This window comes from Nocardioides sp. F233, assembly GCF_057813895.1.
On sequence record NZ_JBVASH010000003.1, the window covers coordinates 490,798 to 511,436 of the forward strand.

General features: G+C 72.9%; 26 protein-coding genes. 17 read left to right on the plus strand and 9 right to left on the minus strand.

Features of this window, described 5'->3' with window-relative positions; translation table 11 throughout:
- Positions 1-79 precede the first annotated feature (79 nt).
- The 13 genes from ACZYRU_RS13615 (at position 80) to ACZYRU_RS13675 (ending at position 12,618) form a co-directional block, all read left to right on the plus strand.
- Positions 80-1,237, plus strand: coding sequence for an alpha-hydroxy-acid oxidizing protein (locus ACZYRU_RS13615; protein ID WP_488957624.1), 1,158 nt, complete (start codon positions 80-82; stop codon positions 1,235-1,237).
- Positions 1,238-1,331: 94 nt separating this feature from the next.
- On the plus strand, positions 1,332-2,156 hold the full coding sequence (gene pyrF, locus ACZYRU_RS13620; protein WP_488957625.1) for an orotidine-5'-phosphate decarboxylase: 825 nt from the start codon (positions 1,332-1,334) through the stop codon (positions 2,154-2,156).
- A gap of 2 nt (positions 2,157-2,158) precedes the next feature.
- Complete coding sequence (locus ACZYRU_RS13625; RefSeq protein WP_488957626.1) at positions 2,159-2,620, plus strand: hypothetical protein; 462 nt, start codon at positions 2,159-2,161, stop codon at positions 2,618-2,620.
- A gap of 102 nt (positions 2,621-2,722) precedes the next feature.
- Entirely contained in the window at positions 2,723-3,043 is a 321-nt protein-coding gene (mihF, locus tag ACZYRU_RS13630) for an integration host factor, actinobacterial type (RefSeq protein WP_488957627.1), read from the plus strand.
- The gene (gene gmk, locus ACZYRU_RS13635; RefSeq protein ID WP_488957628.1) at positions 3,040-3,597 is read left to right on the plus strand and encodes a guanylate kinase; all 558 of its coding nucleotides are present in this window, start codon (positions 3,040-3,042) and stop codon (positions 3,595-3,597) included. Before mihF ends, gmk begins: the two co-directional genes overlap by 4 nt.
- Before the next feature lie 58 nt (positions 3,598-3,655).
- The gene (gene rpoZ / locus ACZYRU_RS13640) at positions 3,656-3,985 is read left to right on the plus strand and encodes a DNA-directed RNA polymerase subunit omega (protein WP_488957629.1); all 330 of its coding nucleotides are present in this window, start codon (positions 3,656-3,658) and stop codon (positions 3,983-3,985) included.
- Between the two features lie 10 nt (positions 3,986-3,995).
- Positions 3,996-5,249: a bifunctional phosphopantothenoylcysteine decarboxylase/phosphopantothenate--cysteine ligase CoaBC gene (gene coaBC, locus ACZYRU_RS13645; protein ID WP_488957630.1), complete on the plus strand. Its 1,254-nt coding sequence runs from the start codon at positions 3,996-3,998 to the stop codon at positions 5,247-5,249.
- Between the two features lie 79 nt (positions 5,250-5,328).
- Positions 5,329-6,528, plus strand: a complete 1,200-nt coding sequence (gene metK / locus ACZYRU_RS13650; protein WP_488957631.1) for a methionine adenosyltransferase — start codon at positions 5,329-5,331, stop codon at positions 6,526-6,528.
- Positions 6,529-6,682: 154 nt separating this feature from the next.
- On the plus strand, positions 6,683-8,728 hold the full coding sequence (locus ACZYRU_RS13655; RefSeq protein WP_488957632.1) for a primosomal protein N': 2,046 nt from the start codon (positions 6,683-6,685) through the stop codon (positions 8,726-8,728).
- Positions 8,729-8,759: 31 nt separating this feature from the next.
- On the plus strand, positions 8,760-9,305 hold the full coding sequence (def, locus tag ACZYRU_RS13660; RefSeq protein ID WP_488957633.1) for a peptide deformylase: 546 nt from the start codon (positions 8,760-8,762) through the stop codon (positions 9,303-9,305).
- Positions 9,302-10,228: a methionyl-tRNA formyltransferase gene (fmt, locus tag ACZYRU_RS13665; protein WP_488957634.1), complete on the plus strand. Its 927-nt coding sequence runs from the start codon at positions 9,302-9,304 to the stop codon at positions 10,226-10,228. Before def ends, fmt begins: the two co-directional genes overlap by 4 nt.
- Positions 10,221-11,561 (plus strand): RsmB/NOP family class I SAM-dependent RNA methyltransferase, encoded by a 1,341-nt coding sequence (locus tag ACZYRU_RS13670; protein ID WP_488957635.1) that lies wholly within the window; start codon positions 10,221-10,223, stop codon positions 11,559-11,561. The genes fmt and ACZYRU_RS13670 overlap by 8 nt, the downstream gene beginning before the upstream one ends.
- 40 nt (positions 11,562-11,601) lie before the next feature.
- Positions 11,602-12,618 carry an LLM class flavin-dependent oxidoreductase gene (locus ACZYRU_RS13675; protein ID WP_488957636.1) on the plus strand — a complete coding sequence of 339 codons (1,017 nt, stop codon included), beginning with the start codon at positions 11,602-11,604 and terminating at the stop codon, positions 12,616-12,618.
- On the opposite strand, the gene ACZYRU_RS13680 is transcribed toward ACZYRU_RS13675, so the two are convergent.
- From ACZYRU_RS13680 to ACZYRU_RS13700, 5 genes are all read right to left on the minus strand, one after another.
- Positions 12,584-12,964, minus strand: coding sequence for a hypothetical protein (locus ACZYRU_RS13680; RefSeq protein ID WP_488957637.1), 381 nt, complete (start codon positions 12,962-12,964; stop codon positions 12,584-12,586). The genes ACZYRU_RS13675 and ACZYRU_RS13680 overlap by 35 nt on opposite strands.
- Before the next feature lie 84 nt (positions 12,965-13,048).
- Positions 13,049-13,999, minus strand: coding sequence for a hypothetical protein (locus ACZYRU_RS13685; RefSeq protein WP_488957638.1), 951 nt, complete (start codon positions 13,997-13,999; stop codon positions 13,049-13,051).
- Positions 14,000-14,046: 47 nt separating this feature from the next.
- Positions 14,047-14,856 carry a hypothetical protein gene (locus ACZYRU_RS13690; RefSeq protein ID WP_488957639.1) on the minus strand — a complete coding sequence of 270 codons (810 nt, stop codon included), beginning with the start codon at positions 14,854-14,856 and terminating at the stop codon, positions 14,047-14,049.
- A complete protein-coding gene (locus tag ACZYRU_RS13695) occupies positions 14,853-15,371 on the minus strand; it encodes a SigE family RNA polymerase sigma factor (protein ID WP_488957640.1) in 519 nt (172 codons plus the stop codon). The genes ACZYRU_RS13690 and ACZYRU_RS13695 overlap by 4 nt, the downstream gene beginning before the upstream one ends.
- Positions 15,372-15,403: 32 nt before the next feature.
- Positions 15,404-16,123 (minus strand): AAA family ATPase, encoded by a 720-nt coding sequence (locus ACZYRU_RS13700; protein ID WP_488957641.1) that lies wholly within the window; start codon positions 16,121-16,123, stop codon positions 15,404-15,406.
- A gap of 37 nt (positions 16,124-16,160) precedes the next feature.
- Here ACZYRU_RS13700 and ACZYRU_RS13705 point away from each other — a divergent pair, with 37 nt between their 5' ends.
- Entirely contained in the window at positions 16,161-16,706 is a 546-nt protein-coding gene (locus ACZYRU_RS13705; protein WP_488957642.1) for an NUDIX domain-containing protein, read from the plus strand.
- An 18-nt stretch (positions 16,707-16,724) separates the two neighbouring features.
- Positions 16,725-17,672, plus strand: coding sequence for a non-homologous end-joining DNA ligase (gene ligD / locus ACZYRU_RS13710; RefSeq protein ID WP_488957643.1), 948 nt, complete (start codon positions 16,725-16,727; stop codon positions 17,670-17,672).
- Position 17,673: 1 nt separating this feature from the next.
- On the opposite strand, the gene ACZYRU_RS13715 is transcribed toward ligD, so the two are convergent.
- Both ACZYRU_RS13715 and ACZYRU_RS13720 read right to left on the minus strand, forming a co-directional pair.
- Positions 17,674-17,907, minus strand: coding sequence for a hypothetical protein (locus ACZYRU_RS13715; RefSeq protein WP_488957644.1), 234 nt, complete (start codon positions 17,905-17,907; stop codon positions 17,674-17,676).
- 99 nt (positions 17,908-18,006) lie between these two features.
- Positions 18,007-18,426 (minus strand): Cif family virulence factor, encoded by a 420-nt coding sequence (locus tag ACZYRU_RS13720; RefSeq protein WP_488957645.1) that lies wholly within the window; start codon positions 18,424-18,426, stop codon positions 18,007-18,009.
- Positions 18,427-18,473: 47 nt separating this feature from the next.
- Between ACZYRU_RS13720 and rpe the strand changes: the two genes are divergently transcribed.
- Complete coding sequence (gene rpe, locus ACZYRU_RS13725; protein WP_488957646.1) at positions 18,474-19,139, plus strand: ribulose-phosphate 3-epimerase; 666 nt, start codon at positions 18,474-18,476, stop codon at positions 19,137-19,139.
- A 4-nt stretch (positions 19,140-19,143) separates the two neighbouring features.
- Here the strand turns inward: rpe and ACZYRU_RS13730 are convergent, their stop codons facing one another.
- Positions 19,144-19,734 (minus strand): hypothetical protein, encoded by a 591-nt coding sequence (locus tag ACZYRU_RS13730; protein WP_488957647.1) that lies wholly within the window; start codon positions 19,732-19,734, stop codon positions 19,144-19,146.
- Positions 19,735-19,758: 24 nt separating this feature from the next.
- On the opposite strand from ACZYRU_RS13730, the gene ACZYRU_RS13735 reads away from it, so the two are divergent.
- Positions 19,759-20,226 carry an MOSC domain-containing protein gene (locus ACZYRU_RS13735; protein ID WP_488957648.1) on the plus strand — a complete coding sequence of 156 codons (468 nt, stop codon included), beginning with the start codon at positions 19,759-19,761 and terminating at the stop codon, positions 20,224-20,226.
- On the opposite strand, the gene ACZYRU_RS13740 is transcribed toward ACZYRU_RS13735, so the two are convergent.
- A complete protein-coding gene (locus tag ACZYRU_RS13740) occupies positions 20,198-20,638 on the minus strand; it encodes an OsmC family peroxiredoxin (RefSeq protein ID WP_488957649.1) in 441 nt (146 codons plus the stop codon). The genes ACZYRU_RS13735 and ACZYRU_RS13740 overlap by 29 nt on opposite strands.
- Position 20,639: the final 1 nt, after the last annotated feature.

Consider the following 20,639-nt stretch of genomic DNA (forward strand, 5'->3'; position numbering starts at 1 on the left):
TCGCGAGCTCGTTCCTCGCTCGCGCGGCTACTCGACCTCCCCGCCGGACCCACTCCCTCGCAGGCTCGGGAGTGGAGCGGTGAGCTTCGGGGACTACCAGATCGAGCTGTACCTCGGTGCTCTCGGCGGGGTGCTCCCCGCGCACCCGTTCGACCACGCCGACCTGGAGTCGCGCGCCCTCGCGGCGCTGCCACCCGAGCTGCGCACGTACGTCGCCGGGGGAGCCGGCGACGAGGCGACCCAGCGCGCCAACGTCGCCGCCTTCCAGCGCTACGCGGTCGTGCCGCGGATGCTGCGCGCGTCGGCGGAGCGCGACCTGTCGGTCGAGCTGTTCGGCCGCACGCTCGCCAGCCCGCTGCTGCTCGCGCCCGTCGGCGTGGTCGGGATCTGCACGCCCGACCAGCACGGTGACGTCCACGCCGCCGAGGTGGCGGCAGCGACCGGCGTACCGCTCATCGGCTCGACGCTGATGAGCGACCCGCTCGAGGACGTCGCCGCCGCGGCGGGCGACGCAGGCACGTGGTTCCAGCTCTACACGCCGAAGAACCGCGACCTGGCCGCGAGCCTGGTGCAGCGGGCCGAGAAGGCGGGCTACGAGGCGATCGTGATCACGCTCGACACGTGGGTGCCCGGGTGGCGGCCGCGTGACCTCGCCAGCGGCAACTTCCCGCAGCTGCGCGGCAAGGCGCTGGCCAACTACACCTCGGACCCGGTCTTCCAGCAGATGACCGGACCGAACCCCGACCCCGGCACGGTCGTGATGACCTGGGTCGGCACCTTCGGCCACCCGGTCACCTGGGAGGACCTGCCCTGGCTGCGGTCGCTGACCGACCTGCCGATCGTGCTCAAGGGCATCTGCCACCCCGACGACGCCCGCCGCGCGCTGGACGAGGGCGCCGACGGCATCTACTGCTCGAACCACGGCGGCCGCCAGGCCAACGGCGGGGGAGCGGCGCTCGACTGGCTGCCCGACGTCGTGACCGCGGTCGACGGCCGTGCGCCTGTCGTCTTCGACTCCGGCGTGCGGACCGGAGCCGATGTCGTCAAGGCGCTCGCGCTCGGCGCCGACGCCGTCGCGATCGGCCGACCCTACGTCTACGGGCTCGCCCTGGGCGGCGTACCCGGCGCCGTCCACCAGGTCCGCGCCCTGCAGGCCGAGGCGGACCTGATCATGGCCGTCGACGGGTACCCGACGCTGGCCGACCTGACCCCTGAAGCCCTGAGGAGACTCTCGTGAATTTCGATACACCGGTCGCAGGCTCCTTCGTCGCCTGCGCGGCTACTCAATCTCCCCGCGTGATCCACCCCCTCGCGAGCTCGGTGGTGGGACGGTGACGTTCGGTTCCCGCCTGCACGCCGCGGTCGCGGACCGCGGCCCCTTCTGCGTCGGGATCGACCCGCACGCCGCGCTCCTCCAGGCCTGGGGGTACGACGACGACGTCGCCGGGCTCGAGCGGTTCGCGCTCGGCGCGGTCGAGGCGGTCGCGCCGCACTGCAGCATCGTGAAGCCGCAGTCGGCGTTCTACGAGCGCTTCGGCAGCCGCGGCGTCGCCGTCCTGGAGCGGGTCATCGCCGAGTCCCGCGCTGCCGGTGCGCTGATCCTCCTCGACATCAAGCGCGGCGACATCGGCTCCACCTCGCAGGCCTACGCCGACGCGTACCTCGACCCCGCCTCGCCGCTCGCGAGCGACGCGGTCACGGTCAGCCCGTTCCTGGGCTTCGGCTCGCTGCAGCCCTTCGTCGACACGGCGACGAAGCACGATGCTGGGCTGTTCGTGCTCGCCGCGACGTCCAACAAGGAGGGCCCCGAGGTGCAGGAGGCGGTCACCGACGGCCGCAGCGTCTCCGGCACGATGCTCGACCACCTCCGCCGGCTCAACGCCGACGCGACCCCGCTCGGGTCGTTCGGTGCCGTCGTCGGCGCCACGCTCGAGGACGACCGCGGCCTGGACCTCGCGTTCAACGGCCCGATCCTCGCGCCCGGGTACGGCGAGCAGGGCGGCACCACCGCCGACATCCGCCGGATCTTCGGGGTCAGCGCCGGCAACGTGCTCGCCAGCTCCTCGCGGGGCGTGCTGCGGCTGGGCCCCGACGCGGCAGCGATGCGCGAGGCCGTGCTGCGGACCAACGACGAGCTGCGCGCCCTCCAGGGCTGAGCGTGCGTCGCAACCTGCTGGTCGTCGCGGCCCTCCTGGCCGCGGTCGTGGTGGGCTTCCTGGTGCTGCGCAGCGGCGGCGAGGACGACCCGTTCGCGACCTACTGTGATGCGGTCACCGACCACCGCGATGACGTCGGCGCCGCGCTCGGCGCCGGCCCGACCACCGGCCTGCTGCGCGCGCTGCCCAGCTTCGAGGCGCTCGCGGACGAGTCACCCGAGGACATCCGGGCGGACTGGAGACTCGTCGTCGAGCGGATCACCGCGCTGAAGAAGGCGCTCGACGCCGCCGGGGTGGACGCGGCGACGTACAGCTTCGACCAGCCGCCCGCCGGCCTGCCCGCCGATGACAAGCAGGCGATCGACGCGGCCGCGGCTCGGCTGGGCTCCGCGGACACGGCCACCGCGCTGGCCCACGTCGAGCAGCAGGCCCGCGACGTCTGCAAGACGCCCCTCAGCATGTAAGGGCACCTGACCCCGCATTGCCCGCTGCGTCGGGCAATGGCTAGATTGGCCAACGGCGGCTCCGCCCGCTCGCTGCCCCGTTGACCGAAGGAAAACTCACCCGTGGCTCTGCCCCCACTCACCCCCGAACAGCGCCAGGCTGCCCTCGAGAAGGCAGCCGCCGCCCGCCGGGAGCGGGCCGAGGTCAAGAACCGGCTCAAGAACTCCGGAGCCTCCATCCAGGAGGTGCTCCAGCAGGGCCAGGTCAACGAGGTCATCGGCAAGATGAAGGTGCTCGACCTGCTGCAGTCCGTGCCCGGCCTCGGCAAGGTGCGCGCCCGGCAGGTCATGGAGCGCCTCGGCATCGCCGAGTCGCGCCGGGTGCGCGGGCTCGGGACCAAGCAGGTCGCCGCGCTCGAGCGCGAGTTCGCCCCCGAGGCATGACCGCCAAGCTCTTCGTCCTCGCCGGACCCACCGCGGTCGGCAAGGGCACGGTCGCTGCTGCGATGCGCGAGCAGCACCCCGAGATCTACCTGTCCGTCTCGGCCACGACGCGTGCGCCCCGGCCCGGCGAGGTCGACGGCGTCCACTACCACTTCGTGTCTGCCGAGGAGTTCGACCGCCTGGTCGCCGAGGGCCAGATGCTGGAGTGGGCCGTCGTCCACGGCGTGAACCGCTACGGCACCCCGCGCGGTCCCGTCGACGAGGCACTGGCCGCGGGTCGGCCCGCGCTGCTCGAGATCGACCTCCAGGGCGCCCGCCAGGTCCGGGACTCCGCGCCCGACGCCGTCTTCGTGTTCCTCAAGCCCCCGTCGTGGGACGAGCTGGTGCGCCGGCTGGTCGGTCGCGGCACCGAGGACGAGGAGGAGCGGGAGCGCCGCCTGGCGACCGCGCGGGACGAGCTCGCTGCCGAGGCGGAGTTCGACGTGACGATCGTCAACCGTGAAGTTCACGCTGCCGTCGAGGAGTTGGTATCCTTGATGGTTGGCTCGCGCTGATCGACCTGATCGGCCCCTGCTTCCTCCTGCCCGCCCAACCTCTGTGAGGCCTCTCCACGTGTCTGCCCCGAACATCGCCGCCGAGGGTGTCACCAACCCTCCCATCGACGACCTGCTGTCCAAGACCGACAGCAAGTACAAGCTGGTGCTCTACAGCGCCAAGCGCGCGCGGCAGATCAACGCGTACTACTCGCAGCTCGGCGAGGGCCTGCTCGAGTACGTCGGCCCGCTCGTGGAGACCCACGTGCAGGAGAAGCCGCTCTCGATCGCGCTGCGCGAGATCAACGAGGACCTGCTGACCTGCGAGGACATCGACCCGGCCGAGCTCGCTGCCGAGGCCGCTGCCGCTGCGGCTGCCGCCGAGGCCCCGGTCGCCGACGCTGAGTGATCTGAGCGCCATGTCGTCGGCTGCGTCGTCGGCTGGGTCCCGGCCCCGGGTGGTGCTCGGCGTCGCGGGCGGTATCGCCGCCTACAAGGCGTGCGAGCTGCTGCGCCGGTTCACCGAGTCCGGCCACGACGTGACCGTCGTACCGACCGCGGCGGCACTGGAGTTCGTCGGCGCGCCCACCTGGGCCGCGCTGTCGGGCAAGCCGGTGTCCGCCGAGGTCTGGGACGGCGTCCACGAGGTGCCGCACGTCCGCCTCGGGCAGACGGCCGACCTGGTCGTCGTCGCGCCCGCGACCGCCGACCTGCTGGCCAAGGCCGCCCACGGGCTGGCCGACGACCTGCTCACCAACACCCTGCTCACCGCACGCTGCCCGGTCGTGCTCGTCCCGGCGATGCACACCGAGATGTGGGAGCACCCGGCGACCACCGCCAACGTCGCCACGCTGCGCTCGCGCGGCCTGCTCGTGATCGAGCCCGCCGAGGGCCGGCTCACCGGCGCCGACACCGGCAAGGGTCGGCTTCCGGAGCCTGCCGAGATCTTCGAGGTCGCCCGCGACGTGCTCGCCCGCGCGCAGGCCGGCTCCGCGGCGACCACCCTCGACCTGGCGGGCCGCCACGTCGTCGTCTCCGCCGGCGGTACCCGCGAGCGCCTCGACCCGGTCCGCTTCCTCGGCAACCGGTCCTCGGGCCGCCAGGGCTACGCGCTCGCCCGCGCCGCCGTCGCCCGTGGTGCCGAGGTCACCCTCGTCGCCGCCAACGTCGACCTGCCCGACCCCGCCGGGGTGAAGGTGGTCCGTGTCGAGTCGACCGCCGAGCTGCGCGACGCCGTGCTGATCGCGACCGCCGGCGCCGACGCGGTCGTGATGGCCGCGGCGCCTGCAGACTTCCGCCCGACCGAGCTGTCGGACGTGAAGATCAAGAAGGCCGACGACGGGTCGGCCCCCTCGATCACGCTGCAGCAGAATCCCGACATCCTCAAGGAGATCTCGACGCACCGGGCCCGCCCGGAGGCCGTGATCGTCGGGTTCGCCGCCGAGACCGGTGACGCTACCGGCAGCGTGCTCGACCTGGCGCGTGCCAAGCTGGCCCGCAAGGGCTGCGACCTGCTCGTCGTCAACGACGTGAGCGGGGGAGCGGTCTTCGGGAGCACGGACAACGAAGCGGTGATCCTCGGCGCCGACGGGTCCGCGGTCGACGTACCGCACGGATCCAAGGGTGCGCTCGCGCACCACATCTGGGACCAGGTCGTCTCGCGACTTTCCTGAGACTCACGAGCATCACCTCAGCCGGTCCGTATCGTTGGACCACCGCCCATCAGCCCCCCAACCAGGAGTTCCCACCACCATGACCGGACGTCTGTTCACGTCGGAGTCGGTGACCGAGGGTCACCCGGACAAGATCGCCGACCAGATCAGCGACACCGTGCTCGACTACCTGCTCGAGCACGACCCCACGAGCCGGGTCGCTGTCGAGACCCTGCTGACCACCGGCCTGGTCGTCGTCGCCGGTGAGGTGACGACCGAGGCGTACGCCCCGGTCGCCCAGCTGGTCCGCGAGAAGATCCTCGAGATCGGCTACGACTCGTCGGACAAGGGCTTCGACGGCAACTCCTGCGGTGTGCAGGTCGCCATCGGCGCGCAGTCGCCGGACATCGCGCAGGGCGTCGACACCGCCGAGGACGTCCGCCTCGGCGGCTCCTCCGACGAGCTCGACAAGCAGGGCGCGGGCGACCAGGGCCTGATGTTCGGCTACGCCTGCGACGACACCCCGGAGCTCTTCCCCCTGCCGATCAAGATCGCGCAGACCCTCGCGGAGAAGCTCACCGAGGTGCGCAAGGACGGCACGCTGCCGTACCTCCGCCCCGACGGCAAGACCCAGGTCACCATCGAGTACGACGAGGACGACCGTGCGGTCCGCGTGGACACCGTCGTGCTGTCGACGCAGCACGCCGAGGACGTCACGCAGGAGCAGATCGCTGCCGACATCAAGGCGAAGGTCATCGAGCCCGTGCTCGAGCAGTTCAAGACCAGCGTCCCGTTCGACGGCTACAAGCTGCACATCAACCCGACCGGCAAGTTCGTCGTCGGTGGCCCGATGGGTGACGCCGGCCTGACCGGTCGCAAGATCATCGTCGACACCTACGGCGGCATGGCCCGCCACGGCGGCGGCGCGTTCTCCGGCAAGGACCCGTCCAAGGTCGACCGCTCGGCTGCCTACGCCATGCGCTGGGTCGCCAAGAACATCGTCGCCGCGGGCCTCGCTCGCCGCGCCGAGGTCCAGGTCGCCTACGCGATCGGTGTCGCCAAGCCCGTCGGCGTCTTCGTCGAGACCTTCGGCACCGGCGTCGTCCCGGACGAGAAGATCCAGGCGGCCGTGCTCGAGGTGTTCGACCTGCGCCCGGCCGCGATCCTGCGAGACCTCGACCTGCGTCGCCCGATCTACGCCAAGACGGCCGCCTACGGTCACTTCGGTCGCGAGCTCCCCGAGTTCACCTGGGAGCGGACCGACCGCGCCGAGGCGCTCAAGGCCGCCGCGGGCATCTGATTCCCGCCGACCCGGCACAAACTGGCCCGGGATCGACGTCGACCCGGCAGAAAATGACCTCGAGAGAGGCCACTTTCTGCCGGGTCGGCCGGTTTTCGGAGCTACTTTGTGCCGGGTCGGCGATGGGTCGGGGCCCGCTGGTAGAACTGCGGCCATGACACCCACTCCCGACGAACCGGCGCTGGAGCTGCCCGGTCTCGTCCGGGACCGGGCAGCCGAGGGCCGGGCCAAGGCGGCTGCCACCCGGGCGCGGAAGGCGGCCGAGGCCGAGATCGCCGAGGTCGACCCGGTCGCCCACGTGGTGCTCGACCTGGCGCTGGCCCACCTCGACCGCACCTTCGACTACGCCGTGCCGGCCGCGATGGCCGACGGCGCGGCGGCCGGCACCCGGGTCAAGGTGCGCTTCGGCGGCCAGGACGTCGACGGCTTCGTCGTCGCTCGCGCCGCTGCCTCCGAGCACGACGGCCGGCTCGCTCCGCTCAAGCGGCTGGTCAGCGCCGAGCCGGTGCTCAGTCCCGCGGTGGCGGAGCTGTGCGCGCGCGTCGCGGAGCGGTACGCCGGCGTGAGCGCCGACGTCCGCCGCCTCGCTGTGCCGCCGCGGCACGCCACCACCGAGAAGGAGCCGACGCCACCCGAGCCGGCGCTGGCGTACGACGCGGCCGTGGCCGACCGCGCCTGGGCCGCTTACCCTGCTGCCGCCCCCTTCCTCACCCATCTCCGTGGCGGCCACGCGCCTCGAGCCGTGTGGTCGGCCGGCCCCGGCGAGGACTGGCCCGCGCTGCTGGCGCACCTGGCCGGCGCCGCGCTGGCCGCGGGCCGGGGGACCGTCGTGTGCCTGCCCGACCACCGTGACGTCGCCCGTCTCGACGCCGCGCTCACCACCCTGCTCGGCGAGGGCCACCACGTCGCGCTCCACGCCGACCCGGGCCCAGCGGCCCGCTACCGCGAGTTCCTGGCCGTCGCCCGTGGGGAACGCCGGATCGTGGTCGGCACGCGTTCCGCCGCCTTCGCCCCGGTCCGCGACCTCGGTCTGGTCGTGGTGTGGGACGACGGCGACGACCTGCACGCGGAGCCGCGGGCGCCGTACCCCCATGTCCGGGAGGTCCTGCTGCTCCGGGCCGAGCAGGAGCGCACGGCCGCGCTGGTCGGCGGGTTCGCCCGCACCGTCGAGGCCCAGCACCTGCTCCACACCGGCTGGGCGCGCGAGATCGCACTGCCGCGCGCGACCCTCCGGGAGCGAGCGCTGATCGGCGTCAGTGGCGCCAGCGACGTCGCGCTCGACCGCGACCCGACCGCCGGCGCGGCCCGGGTGCCGAAGGAGGCCCACGACGCGCTGCGCTGGGGACTCGAGCGTGGACCGGTGCTGGTGCAGACCCCGCGGGCGGGCTACGCGCTGCGGTTGGCCTGCGAGCGCTGTCGCACGCCGGCCCGCTGCCAGGCCTGCGCCGGGCCGCTCGAGCTCACCGGACCGACCACGCCGCCACGCTGCCGATGGTGCGCCACCGAGGCGCCCGCCTGGGCGTGCCCGGAGTGCGGTGCCACCGGCCTGCGGGCGCCGGTCGTGGGCGACGCCCGGACCGCCGACGAGCTCGGCCGCAGCTTCCCCAAGGTGGCCGTCGTGTCGTCGTCGGGCGACAAGATCCGGTCCCGGGTGGGGCCCGAGCCGCGGATCGTGGTCGCGACGCCGGGGGCCGAGCCGGTCGCCGAGGGAGGGTACGCCGTCGTCGTGCTCCTCGACACCTGGTGGGCGCTCGGGCGCGACAGCCTGCGTGCGCCCGAGGAGGCGCTGCGCCGGTGGTGCAACGCCGTCGGCCTGGTCGGGCCGGGCGGTCGCGCGCTCGCGGTGGGCGACCCGGCGAACCCCGTGCTGCAGGCGCTGGTGCGCTGGGACGCCGCCGGGTTCGCCCTGCGTGAGGCCGAGGAGCGGCGCGAGGCCCGGCTGCCCCCGGCAGCGCGGATCGCCACCGTCACCGGCGCGGCCGGCGCGCTCGACGACCTGCAGGCACTGCTCGAGCTGCCGGCGGCCGCCGAGGTGCTCGGGCCGGTTCCGACGCGCGACCCCGACGCGGAGCGACTGGTGCTGCGGGTGCCGCGCGCTGACGGGGTCGCCCTGGCCCGGGCGCTGCGCGAGGCGCAGCGGTTGCGCTCGGCGCGCAAGCTGGAGCCGGTGCGGATCCAGGTGGACCCGTGGGAACTCTGAGTCTGCATGCACGGGCCACTAGGCTGACGCGGTGGCGATCCGACCCATCCGACTCTTCGGCGACCCCGTCCTTCGCAAGCCCGCGATCGAGGTCGTCCACTTCGACGCCGAGCTGCGCCAGCTGGTCACCGACCTGACCGACACCATGCTCGACGCGCCGGGCGCCGGCCTGGCCGCACCCCAGATCGGCGTGGGCCTGCGGGTCTTCACCTGGTACGTCGACGGCGAGGTCGGGCACCTCGTCAACCCGAAGCTGCAGCTGTCCGACGAGACCCAGGACGGCCCCGAGGGCTGCCTGTCGCTGCCCGAGCTGACCTACGACTGCCTGCGCGCACTGTCCGTCGTCGCGAGCGGCTTCACCATGCACGGCGACCCGGTGTCGATCGAGGGATCCGACCTGCTCGCCAGGGCGATCCAGCACGAGACCGACCATCTCGACGGCATCCTGTTCATCGACCGTCTCGACGACGCGGGCCGCAAGGCCGCGATGCGCGAGATCCGTGAGTCCGAGTGGTTCGGCCTCGAGAAGCCGACGATCAAGCTCTCGCCGCACGCCACGGGAGGCTTCGGCCGATGAGGGTCGTCTTCGCCGGCACCCCCGAGGTCGCCGTCCCCGCGCTCGACGCGATCGCTGCATCCGGCCACGAGCTGGTCGGCGTGGTGACTCGTCCCGACGCCCCTGCCGGTCGAGGGCGGAAGCTGACGCCGAGCCCGGTCGCGCAGCGCGCCGAGGAGCTCGGCGTACCCGTCCTCAAGCCGGCCCACCCGCGCGACCCCGAGTTCCAGGACGCGCTCAAGGCACTGGAGCCGGACTGCTGCCCGGTGGTGGCGTACGGCGCGCTCCTCCCGCGAGCCGCGCTCGACATCCCGGTCCACGGCTGGGTCAACCTGCACTTCTCGGTGCTGCCGTCCTGGCGCGGTGCCGCGCCGGTGCAGCACTCGATCTGGGGCGGCGACGAGTACACCGGCGCCACCACCTTCCGGATCGTCGAGGCGCTCGACGCCGGCCCGACCTTCGGCGTGATGACCGAGCGGATCCGGCCCACCGACACCGCCGGCGACCTGCTCGGCCGGCTGGCCGAGGGCGGCGCGAGCCTGCTCGTCGCGACCCTCGACGGCATCGCCGACGGCTCGCTCGAGGCCCGCGAGCAGCCCGCCGACGGGATCAGCCTGGCGCCCAAGATCAGCGTCGACGACGCCCGCGTGGACTGGAAGGAGCCGGCAGTCGGTGTCGACCGCCGGATCCGCGCCTGCACCCCGGGCCCCGGCGCCTGGACCACCCTCGAGGATGAGCGGGTCAAGCTCGGCCGGGTCGAGATCGTCACCGACGGTCCTGACCTCGCGCCGGGCGCGATCCAGGTGGGCAAGAACGAGGTCCTCGTCGGCACGGCGAGCGACCCGGTCCGGCTCACCGACGTCAAGGCGTTCGGGAAGAAGCAGATGGGCGCGGCCGACTGGGCGCGCGGCGTACGACTGCCGGAGACCGCACGCTTTGAGTAGGCAGAAGCGGCGGGCGGTCGACCCGGCCCGGCTGGCCGCCTTCGAGGTGCTGAAGGCGGTGCGGGTCGATGACGGCTACACCAACCTGCTGCTGCCAGCGGCGCTCGCGCGCCACGGCCTGAGCGGGCGTGATGCCGCGTTCACCACCGAGCTGGCCTCGGGCACGATCCGCCGTCAGGGCACGTACGACGCCGTGCTCGCCGCCTGCATCGACCGGCCGCTGCGCAAGGTCGAGGCCAAGGTCCTCGACGCCCTGCGCCTTGGCGTCCACCAGCTGCTGGCGATGCGGGTCCCGACCCACGCTGCGATCGACACGACCGTGACCCTTGTCCGTGACCAGGTCAACCAGGGCGCGGCCGGGTTCAGCAACGCGGTGCTGCGCAAGGTGGCCGCGCGGGACCTCGAGGCTTGGCTCGCCGACGTCGCACCCGACGACCTCGCTGTCGCGCACAGCCATCCGGCCTGGGTGGTCGACGAGCTGCGCCGCGCGCTCGGTGACCGCGCCGACGAGCTGCCCGCGCTGCTGGCCGCCGACAACGACCCGCCGCGGGTGACCCTCGTGGCCCGTCCCGGCTTGGCGGCGCGCGCCGAGCTGTCCGGTACGCCGACCCCGTACTCGCCGTACGGCGTGGTCCTCGACGGCGGCGACCCGGCCGGCGTCGAGGCCGTGGCCGAGGGCCGCGCTGGCGTGCAGGACGAGGGCTCCCAGCTGGTCGCGCTCGCCCTGGCGTCCTCGCCTGTCGAGGGCCGTGACGAGCGCTGGGTCGACCTGTGTGCGGGTCCCGGCGGCAAGGCGTCCCTGCTGGCGGCGCTGGCCGCGGAGCGTGGTGCGAGCCTGACCGGTGTGGAGCTGCACCACCACCGGGCCCGGCTGGTCGCCCGCGCCGCCGCCTCCAGCGGGGGACTGGCCGGCGTCGTCCAGGCCGACGCCATGCGCGCACCCTTCGCCGACGCGAGCGCCGACCGGATCCTGCTCGACGCCCCGTGCACCGGGCTCGGCGCCCTGCGGCGTCGTCCCGAGGCTCGCTGGCGTCGTCGTCCCGCGGACGTGACCGAGCTGGTCGGGCTGCAGCGCGCGGTGCTGGCCGAGGCGGTCCGGGTGCTGCGGCCCGGGGGAGCGCTCCTCTACGCGACCTGCTCGCCCGTGCTGGCCGAGACCGCCGACGTCGTGACCGCCACCCTCGCGGACCACCCGGACGTCCGGCTCGAGGACGTGGCCGCGCACCTGCCCGTCGTACCGGATGCGGAGGGGCCGCTGCCCGGCACCGTCCAGCTCTGGCCGCACCGGCACGGGACCGACGCGATGTTCCTGGCCCTGCTGCGCAGGGCCTGAGCCGCGGAATGAACCGGGAAAGTTGACGGTTCAACCAGTCATGAAGAAGATCGGGTTCCTCTCCTTCGGCCACTGGACGCCGAGCCCGCACTCCCAGACCCGGAGCGCCGCCGACACGTTGCTGCAGTCCATCGATCTCGCCGTCGCGGCCGAGGAGCTGGGCGCGGACGGCGCGTACTTCCGGGTGCACCACTTCGCCCGCCAGCTGGCCAGCCCGTTCCCGCTGCTCGCGGCGATCGGTGCGCGCACCAGCCGGATCGAGATCGGCACCGGCGTGATCGACATGCGCTACGAGAACCCGATGTACATGGTCGAGGACGCCAGCGCCGCCGACCTGATCTCGGGTGGGCGACTGCAGCTCGGCATCTCGCGCGGGTCACCGGAGCAGGTGATCGACGGCTGGCGGTACTTCGGGTACGCGCCCGCCGAGGGCGAGGCCGAGGCCGACATGGCGCGCCGGCACACCGAGGTGTTCCTCGAGGCGCTGAAGGGTGAGGGGTTCGCCCAGCCGAATCCGCGCCCGATGTTCGCCAACCCGCCCGGCCTGCTGCGCCTCGAGCCGCACTCCGAGGGCCTGCGCGACCGGATCTGGTGGGGCGCCGCGTCCAACGGCACCGCCCGCTGGGCCGCCGAGCTCGGCATGAACCTGATGAGCTCCACGCTCAAGGAGGACGAGAGCGGCCAGCCGTTCCACGTCCAGCAGGCCGACCAGATCCGCGTGTTCCGCGACGCCTGGGCCTCAGCCGGGCACCAGGGCACGCCGCGGGTGTCCGTGAGCCGGTCGATCTTCCCGCTCGTCTCCGAGGAGGACCACATGTACTTCGGTGGCCGCCCCGACGACGACCAGGTCGGCCAGATCGACAACATGCGCGCGATCTTCGGTCGCTCGTACGCCGCCGAGCCCGACCAGCTGGTCGAGCAGCTGCGCGAGGACGAGGCCGTCGCGGAGGCGGACACGCTGCTGCTGACCGTCCCCAACCAGCTCGGCGTCGACTACAACGCGCACGTGCTCGAGTCGATCCTCACCCACGTCGCCCCGGAGCTGGGCTGGCGCTGACTGTTTCGCGCTGTGTCATGCGGTTTGGTCCCAAACCGCAGCTCCGCGCCCCGAAACCGTGCGGTTTGGGACCAAACCGCACGGGATTGCGCGACCAGGACCACGCGCTGCTGCGGAGATGGTCGAACGCTGCCTGAACCGCCACGTCGGTCGCGTCGTAGTCCTTGCCGCTGTTCCAGAGCCCTTCGGCGAGGTCGGCCACAGCGAGGCTGCCGAGCTTGAGCTGAACCGCTCCCCGGACGATCAGCAGGTCGACCGCCTTCGCGAGTGAGGCGGCAGCGGGGACCGTGCCGAGGTCGGCCGCCGTGACGCTGACGCCGGCGATGGCGGAGTGCTGCTGGCCCACGAGGAAGGCGGCGTCCTCCAGGTCGTCCGAGGCTTTGCGCAGCGTCGCTGGCTCGACCTCGAGCTCGGCGGAGCTCGGGGTCCGTCATTGCAACGGTTCCGTGAGGTCGAACCCGGAACTGGGGAGCCCGTTGGGAAGGACGACGTACTGGCCAGCCGTGCCCTCGAGGACATCGCAGCTGCCGGAGGGAACGTCGCAGGTCACCACCTCGGGCCGCGCTCCACGAAGCAAGCCGTACGCCGTGTCCTGGTCGCTCCACCCTCGAAGGTCCAGGCGTGTGCCGTCGGCCTGGGGGGTGACCTGCGCTCCGCCGGGGCCGAGCAGGAGCTGGCCCGGACGTTCGTGGTCGATGCGCCAGGGGCTGTCCGGGTTGACCAGGAGGGAGGTCGACCGCGGCGGGATGTCGTCGACGTCCAGCTCCGTCGCCTCGCCCGTGGCGAAGTCGTAGGACCAGGTGCCCGCGGCATCGAGGACGAGGCTGTCGTCGGACATCGCCGGAATGTTCATCTCGAGCTCCGGGTAGAGGTCCGCGAAGTCGTCTTCGTCCGGGTCCCCGGTCGCGGCTGTCGACCGGATGATCTCCTCGCCGGACTCGAGGTCCCACACCACCAGGGCTGCCTGGGGAGTGCCGTAGGCGTCCTCGTCCCCGGACTCCATGTCGAGCGCCGCGAGGTGCCGGCCGTTGGGAGAGGATCGGAGGGAGGCTCCCAGCACGTCGATGCCTGTGTCGATCACGTTGCCGGTCCGGGACGCGAACCTGAGCTCGTGGGTGTCCGGCGTCGGGCGGAAGCCGTCGTCCGGATCCTCGTCCTCGAGGAAGGAGACGCCGTCGCCGGCGACCACGAAGGTCGCGATCGCCACCCCGGTGTCGATCCGGACGTCGTCCACGTGGACGGTGCTGCCGACGGCGAACGGGAGGCCGGCCGCGGAGACGGGGTCCTTGCTGCGCTGCCACGACGGCGAGCTGCCCGCAGGGGCGTCGTCGCACCCGGTGCAGATCGCCAGCAGGACGCCGACGAGGGGCACCAGACGCACGGGGCCATGGTGCCACCCCGTCCGGTCGTGAACCCCGGGCCGCTGGTTCAGTCGACCCAGACCAGGCCCTCCCCGAGCGCCTTGATCTCGGCGTTCGTGGTGCCCTGCCCGCCCTGGACACTGATGAAGATGCCGTCGTGCGCCTCGGTCGTGTAGACGCTCGGGTCCGCGCCCTTGTCGGTCGAGGACAGCCAGGCGTCGCGCTCTGCGGCACCACGGATCACGAGGCCAGCGACGCCGCCGTCGGCGGACGTGCAGGCGGCCTTGTCGTCCACGAGGAACCACTCGCAGGACCAGCCTGCGGGGGCGGTGACCGGCGCCTTGTCGACCTTGCCGAGCATCCCGAGGGCATCGGCGTCGGCCATGGAGACGGCGACGGTGATGCCGGGCCAGTCCTGGGTCAGGGTGCCGAAGCCGTCGGACCACCAGGTGTTGATCCGGTCGGTGGGACCGGAGACGAGGGCGACGAAGCCGGTGCCGGCACCGGGCAGGGTGCTCGCGCCCAGCTCGTAGAGCCCGGTCTTGTCGGTGCGGATCGTCGCGGTGAGGCCGTCGCCGAGGTCGAGCACCTGCCCGACCTGCAGGCCGGTGGCGGGCGCCGACGTGGAGTTCGTGGCGACCGCGCGGTCGCGGGCCGCCGTACCGTCGCCGGTCATCACGCCCGCGGCCACCGAGACAGCGGCGACCGCAGCCACCCCCGCGACGACTCCGGACACGGCGACGCGGCGCCGACGGCGCAGGTGCTGGCCGGACGTGAGGGAAGCGGCGGCGAGGTGCTCGAGGTCGGGGCGCTCGTGGCGCAGCCGCTCGCGCAGGGCCGGGCCGACGAGCGGGTCGAGGTGGTCGAGGTCGGTCATGGGAGGGTCCTCTCGGAGATCGGGTCGATCAGCGGGCGCAGCCGCAGCAGGGCGCGGCGGGCGCGGGTGCGCACCGCCGACTCGCTGATCCCGAGGTCGGCGGCGGTGTCGGCGACGCTGCAGTCCTCCCAGTAGCGGAGGACCACGACGGCGCGGTCGAGCGGGGCGAGGCCGGCCAGTGCGGCCAGCAGGTCGATCCGCAGCTCCGGGTCGTGGCCGCGAGCCGGCGGGCCGACGTCCGCGTCGGTGAGGTCGCTCGGACGCTCCCCGGACCGGCGCAGCCGGCGGTGCGACAGGAAGGTGTTCAGCAGCATCGTCCGCGCATAGGCCACCGGGCTCTCCGCGGTCTGCACCCGCCGCCAGCGCACGAAGACCTTGGCGTACGTCGCCTGGGTCAGGTCCTCCGCGAGGTGGTGGTCGCCCGTCAGCAGCATCGCCGCGTGATGGAGCTGGGTGCCGGTCTCGCGCACGAACGCCGAGAACTCCTCGGCCTGCCGGTCTGCCTTCACACCCACCTGACGCTCCAGACCCCGGGTCGCGTGACAGGTCAGTCCAGGACGTGGCGCAGGTAGCGCCGCGGGTCGTCGAGGTAGCGGCGCCAGTGCTGGACCAGCTCGAGCTCCTCCCACGTCGTACGACGAAGCCCCCAGTCACCGACCTCGAGGATCGTCGCGCCCGGCATCGCCGCCAGCACGGGGGAGTGCGTCGCGCACAACACCTGACCGCCCTCGCCGACCACCCGGTCCAGGACCGAGATCAGGCCGAGCGAGGAGGAGAACGAGAGCGCCGCCTCGGGCTCGTCGAGGCAGTAGAAGCCGGGGGAGTCGAACCGGGTGCGCAGCACCTCGAGGAAGGACTCGCCGTGGCTCATCTCGTGGAAGACCGGCTCGCGGCCGTTGCCGGGGTTCGCCTCCAGGAAGCTGTACCAGCCGTGCATCGTCTCGGCCCGCAGGAAGAACCCCCACCGCCCCGCGCCGAGCCCGCGCTGGACCTTCAGCGCCCGGTGCAGCGGCGACTCCGACTCGCGCGTCGTGTGTCGCCCCTGGTTGGTGCCGCCCTCCGGCGAGAGCCCGTACGCCACGGCGACCGCCTCCACCAGCGTCGACTTGCCGGACCCGTTCTCGCCGACCAGGAAGGTGACGCCCTTCGCCAGCTCGAGGCCCTCGCGCATCACCTGCTCGACGGCCGGGATCGTCATCGGCCACTCGTCGCGGTCGAGCCGGTCCTCGGCAGTGACCCGGACGACGGGCGGCTGGTCGAAGTCCACGGCCTCACGGTACGGCCAGGTTGGCTACCTTGGCAGGATGCAGCCCTGGCAGCGCCGTACGACCCGGATCGCCTACGAGAACCCGTGGATCCGGGTTCGCGAGGACGAGGTCGTCCGGCCCGACGGCAGTGACGGGATCTACGGCGTCGTCGAGGTACGGCAGCCGGCGGTGTTCGTCGTACCGCTCACCGAGGACGACGAGGTCGTGCTCGTCGAGATCGACCGCTACACGACGGGCGATCGGGCCTCGCTCGAGCTCCCGGCCGGCGGCGCGGACGGTCAGGACCCGCTCGTGGCGGCCCAGCGCGAGCTGCGCGAGGAGACCGGCCTGGCGGCGTCGGACTGGCAGGAGATCGGCCGGATGAACGCGCTCATCGGCGTCGCCCACGCACCCGAGGTGGTCTACCTCGCCCGTGGCCTGACGTACGTCGGCGACGACGCCATGCTCGAGGACGGCATCCGCGCCGTGCACCGGGTGCCCCTCGACGAGCTGCTGGTCCGGGTCGGCCGCGGCGAGATCACCGACGGTGAGAGCCTCGCCTGCCTGCTGCTCGCGCTGGTCGCGCTCGGCCGGGCCGGCTGACCGGTACCCTCAGCAGCCATGGCGTCCCCCGCGGTGGAGATCGAGGTCGAGAACCGTGTCGTGCGGGTGAGCAACCCGGACCGCGTCTACTTCCCGCAGATCGGTGCCACCAAGCTCGACCTGGTCGAGTACTACCTCGCCGTCGGCGACGGCATCGTCAACGCGCTGTGGGAGCGCCCGTGCATGCTGCACCGCTTCCCGAAGGGCCTCGACGGCGAGAAGGTCCATCAGAAGCGGCTTCCCGCGGGCGCGCCCGACTGGGTCGAGACCGTGCAGCTGTACTTCCCGCGCTGGAAGCGCACCGCCGACGAGCTCTGCGTGACCGAGCTGGCCTCGGTGATCTGGGCGGTGCAGATGTCGACCGTCGAGTTCCACCCGTGGAACAGCCGCCGCGGAGCCACCGAGATGCCCGACGAGTGGCGGATCGACCTCGACCCCGGCCCCGCGTCGACGTACGACGACATCCGGCGCGTCGCCCACGTGGCGCACGAGGTGCTCGACGAGCTCGGCGCCGTCGGCTACCCCAAGACGAGCGGCAGCAAGGGCATCCACGTCTACGTCCGGATCGCGCCGGAGCACGACCACAAGGGCGTACGACGGGCCGCGCTCGCCTTCGCTCGCGAGGTCGAGCGGCGTGCGCCCGAGCTGGTCACCACGACCTGGTGGAAGAAGGACCGCGACCCGGCGGCCGTGTTCGTCGACTACAACCAGAACGCCCGCGACCACACCATCGCGGCGGCGTACTCTGTGCGTGGCCTGCCCGACGCCCGCGTCTCCACGCCGATCCGCTGGGACGAGGTCGACGACGCCGACCCGCGCGACTTCACGATCAGGACCGTGCCGGCCCGCTTCGCCGAGCTCGGCGACCTGCACCACGACATCGACGACCACGTCTTCGACATCGCGCCGTTGCTGGAGTGGGCGGACCGGGACGACCTGCCGACCGACGACGCGGGAGACTCCTAGATCAGGCGCTGAGCGGCTGGGCGGGCTGGTCGCCCTGGTCCGGATCGTCGAGCGCGGCCCGCAGGTCGCGGGCGTGGGCGTGCAGGATCACCGCGGCGAAACCGTTGCCGCAGGCGTCCTCGTGGTCCGCCTCGCGGTCCCACTCGTCGGCCAGCCGGCGGGCCTCGGCCCGCGGGTCGGTCAGCAGCTCGCGTGCCGCGGCCCGCTTGCGGGCCTCGCTGTTCATCATGGGCATCGGGTGCCTCCCCCCAGAGTGCTGTTCCCTCCATCATCGACCGGTTCCGGCCGTGATGGAGGGAAAACGCCCGATCATCGGGACAGCGACGTCGGTGCGTCAGGCGGGTTCGTCGTCCCAGGCGACGGCACTGATCCGCCAGCCGTCATCCGTCCGCACGAGCTGCAGCGACTTGGTCCCCGCGCCCGTCATCGGGACGCCGTCCTGGTGCCACGACTTCGCGTACCCGCACCACACCTGTGCGATGCCGCCGAACCGGTCCACCCGGGCATCCAGGACCCACTCGCGGAAGTCCGCGAGGGTGCCGCCGCCGAGCAGCGCGACGCGCGGGGCGATGAACGACTCGACGTCGTACGACGCGAGCGTGGCGCCGGCACTGCTCACCAGCAGCGCCTCGGGCAGCAGCACGGCGCGCAGGTCGTCGGCTCGGGTGGCCGCCTCGGGGCCGCTGACGAAGGCGGCGAAGAAGCGGTCCACGACCGCACGGATCTCCCGGTCGTCGGTCTCGTCGGCAGGCACGCCCACGATCATGCCCGAACGCCGTCGACCTCCTAGACTGGCCGCCCGTGGGCCACATCCAGATCACCCCGTCGATCCTCAACGCCGACTTCGCGCGGCTCGGTGAGGAGGTCGCCCGGATCCCCGGTGCCGACTGGGTGCACGTCGACGTCATGGACAACCACTTCGTCCCGAACCTGACCTTCGGTCCGGCGATGGTCGAGGCGCTGGCGCGGGTCAGCCCGGTGCCGCTCGACGCGCACCTGATGATCGACGACGCCGACCGCAACGCCCCGGCGTACGTCGAGGCCGGCTGCGGCTCGGTCACCTTCCACGTCGAGGCGGCGAAGGCCCCGGTGCGGCTCGCCCGCGAGATCCGCTCGGCCGGTGCGCGCGCGTCGATGGCCCTCAAGCCCGCGACGCCGATCGAGCCCTACGAGGACCTGCTCCCCGAGCTCGACATGGTGCTGATCATGACCGTCGAGCCGGGCTTCGGTGGCCAGAAGTTCCTCGACCTGTGCCTGCCCAAGATCCGCCGCGCCCGCGCGCTGATGGACAAGCACGGTGTCGAGACCTGGCTCCAGGTCGACGGCGGCGTCTCCCTGGAGACCATCGAGCGCTGCGCCGAGGCGGGCGCGGACGTCTTCGTCGCCGGCTCCGCCGTCTACTCGGCCGAGGACCCCGACGCCATGGTCGCCGCGCTGCGGGCCAAGGCCGACGCGGCGCGTTCCTAGGCTTTCAGAGCTCGGGCGGTGCCCCGACCTCGACGGGTACGTCCGGCCGGTGGGCGCCGACCCACGTGAGCAGGTCCTGCAGTGGCTCGAGCGCAGCCATCCCGATCACCGCGGTCAGCGCCGCGGCGGGTGGCGTGATGCCGAACGACTGCGCCAGGTCGGCGGTGATCGTCGGCGTCCCGGTCAGCGTGATGTCGCCGTCGTGCCGGGCGACGAACCGCAGCACCGGCAGGTGGGTCGCCTCGTCGACGTACGGCGGCACGATCTCCCACCAGCGCACCTCGACCAGCGCCACGTCGGGCCAGGTGACCAGCGCGGTGACGTCCGCGCCGCGCACCGTGACGCCGACGCCGTCCAGGTTCACGTCGGTGGCGTGCTGCAGTCGTGTCCGGCTCCCGGCCAGCCGACGCGCGCCCCAGCCGAGGACCACCAGGCCGGCGAGCGCGAGCATCAGCGCGTTCAGCCGGTCGTAGGTGTCGAGGCGCTGGCTGGCGATCGCGGTCAGCGGAGCGACGAGCAGGATGCCGCCGACGACGACGGCGGCGACGGCTCTGCGCGGGCGGCCACCGGCAGGGGCGGGCAACCGGACATCCATGCCGGGCACCCTAACCTTGGTGCCATGGACCTCCCGCCCGTCGTCGCCGCGATCCACGTCGCCAAGGCGACCCGGCTGCCGATGCAGCCGAAGGACGAGGTCGAGGTGGAGACCGGGCGAGGGATCGTGGGGGACCGCTACCACGGCACGAGGCACCGCCACGTCACCGTGCAGAGCCGGGAGACGCTCGACGAGGCTGTCGCTGTCTTCGGGCGCGTGGTGCCCAGTGAGCTGACCCGCCGCAACCTGACGATCAGCCACGGCGCCGTACCGCGTGACCCGGGCACCCGGATCCGGGTCGGCCAGGTGCTGCTCGAGGTGGTCCGGGTCGCGGCGCCGTGCAAGCTGCTCGACGACACGATCGGCGCCGGAGCGCAGGAGGCGCTCCGACGCCGGGCGGGGACCGTGTTCCGGGTCCTCGAGGGCGGCACCATCCGGGTCGGTGACCCGGTCGAGCTGGAGGTCAGCCCTCCAGGGCGGCGTCCAGCGTGATCTCGGTGCCGGTGAGCGCCTTGCTCACCGGGCAGCCCGCCTTGGCGGTCGCCGCGGCGGCCGCGAAGCCCGCCTCGTCGAGGCCGTCGACCTCGCCGCGGACCGTGATCTTTACGCCGGTGATCCGGACCCCACCGGCCGGGTCCGGGCCGACGGTGACGTCGGCGGTGACGTCGAGGGCGAGGGGCGTTCCGCCTGCCTTGGCGACCTCGTTCGACAGCGACATCGCATAGCAGGCGGAGTGGGCGGCGGCGATGAGCTCCTCGGGGCTCGTGGCGCCGTCGGCCTGGTCGGCGATCCGTTTGGGCCACGACACGTCGTAGGTGCCGAGGCCGGACGAGGTCAGCTCGACCTGGCCGGAGCCGTCCATGAGGCCGCCGTTCCAGGCGGTGCGTGCGGTACGAGTGGGCATG

Coding starts and splice junctions, on each gene's coding strand:
- ACZYRU_RS13690 (WP_488957639.1), bottom strand. CDS start 14,856: ATGACCGACCTCGACCACCTCGACCCGCTCGTCGGCCCGGCCCTGCGC.
- ligD (WP_488957643.1), top strand. CDS start 16,725: ATGGCGTCCCCCGCGGTGGAGATCGAGGTCGAGAACCGTGTCGTGCGG.
- ACZYRU_RS13675 (WP_488957636.1), top strand. CDS start 11,602: ATGAAGAAGATCGGGTTCCTCTCCTTCGGCCACTGGACGCCGAGCCCG.
- ACZYRU_RS13705 (WP_488957642.1), top strand. CDS start 16,161: ATGCAGCCCTGGCAGCGCCGTACGACCCGGATCGCCTACGAGAACCCG.
- fmt (WP_488957634.1), top strand. CDS start 9,302: ATGAGGGTCGTCTTCGCCGGCACCCCCGAGGTCGCCGTCCCCGCGCTC.
- ACZYRU_RS13740 (WP_488957649.1), bottom strand. CDS start 20,638: ATGCCCACTCGTACCGCACGCACCGCCTGGAACGGCGGCCTCATGGAC.
- gmk (WP_488957628.1), top strand. CDS start 3,040: ATGACCGCCAAGCTCTTCGTCCTCGCCGGACCCACCGCGGTCGGCAAG.
- ACZYRU_RS13735 (WP_488957648.1), top strand. CDS start 19,759: ATGGACCTCCCGCCCGTCGTCGCCGCGATCCACGTCGCCAAGGCGACC.
- metK (WP_488957631.1), top strand. CDS start 5,329: ATGACCGGACGTCTGTTCACGTCGGAGTCGGTGACCGAGGGTCACCCG.
- ACZYRU_RS13730 (WP_488957647.1), bottom strand. CDS start 19,734: ATGGATGTCCGGTTGCCCGCCCCTGCCGGTGGCCGCCCGCGCAGAGCC.
- ACZYRU_RS13655 (WP_488957632.1), top strand. CDS start 6,683: ATGACACCCACTCCCGACGAACCGGCGCTGGAGCTGCCCGGTCTCGTC.
- ACZYRU_RS13715 (WP_488957644.1), bottom strand. CDS start 17,907: ATGCCCATGATGAACAGCGAGGCCCGCAAGCGGGCCGCGGCACGCGAG.
- coaBC (WP_488957630.1), top strand. CDS start 3,996: ATGTCGTCGGCTGCGTCGTCGGCTGGGTCCCGGCCCCGGGTGGTGCTC.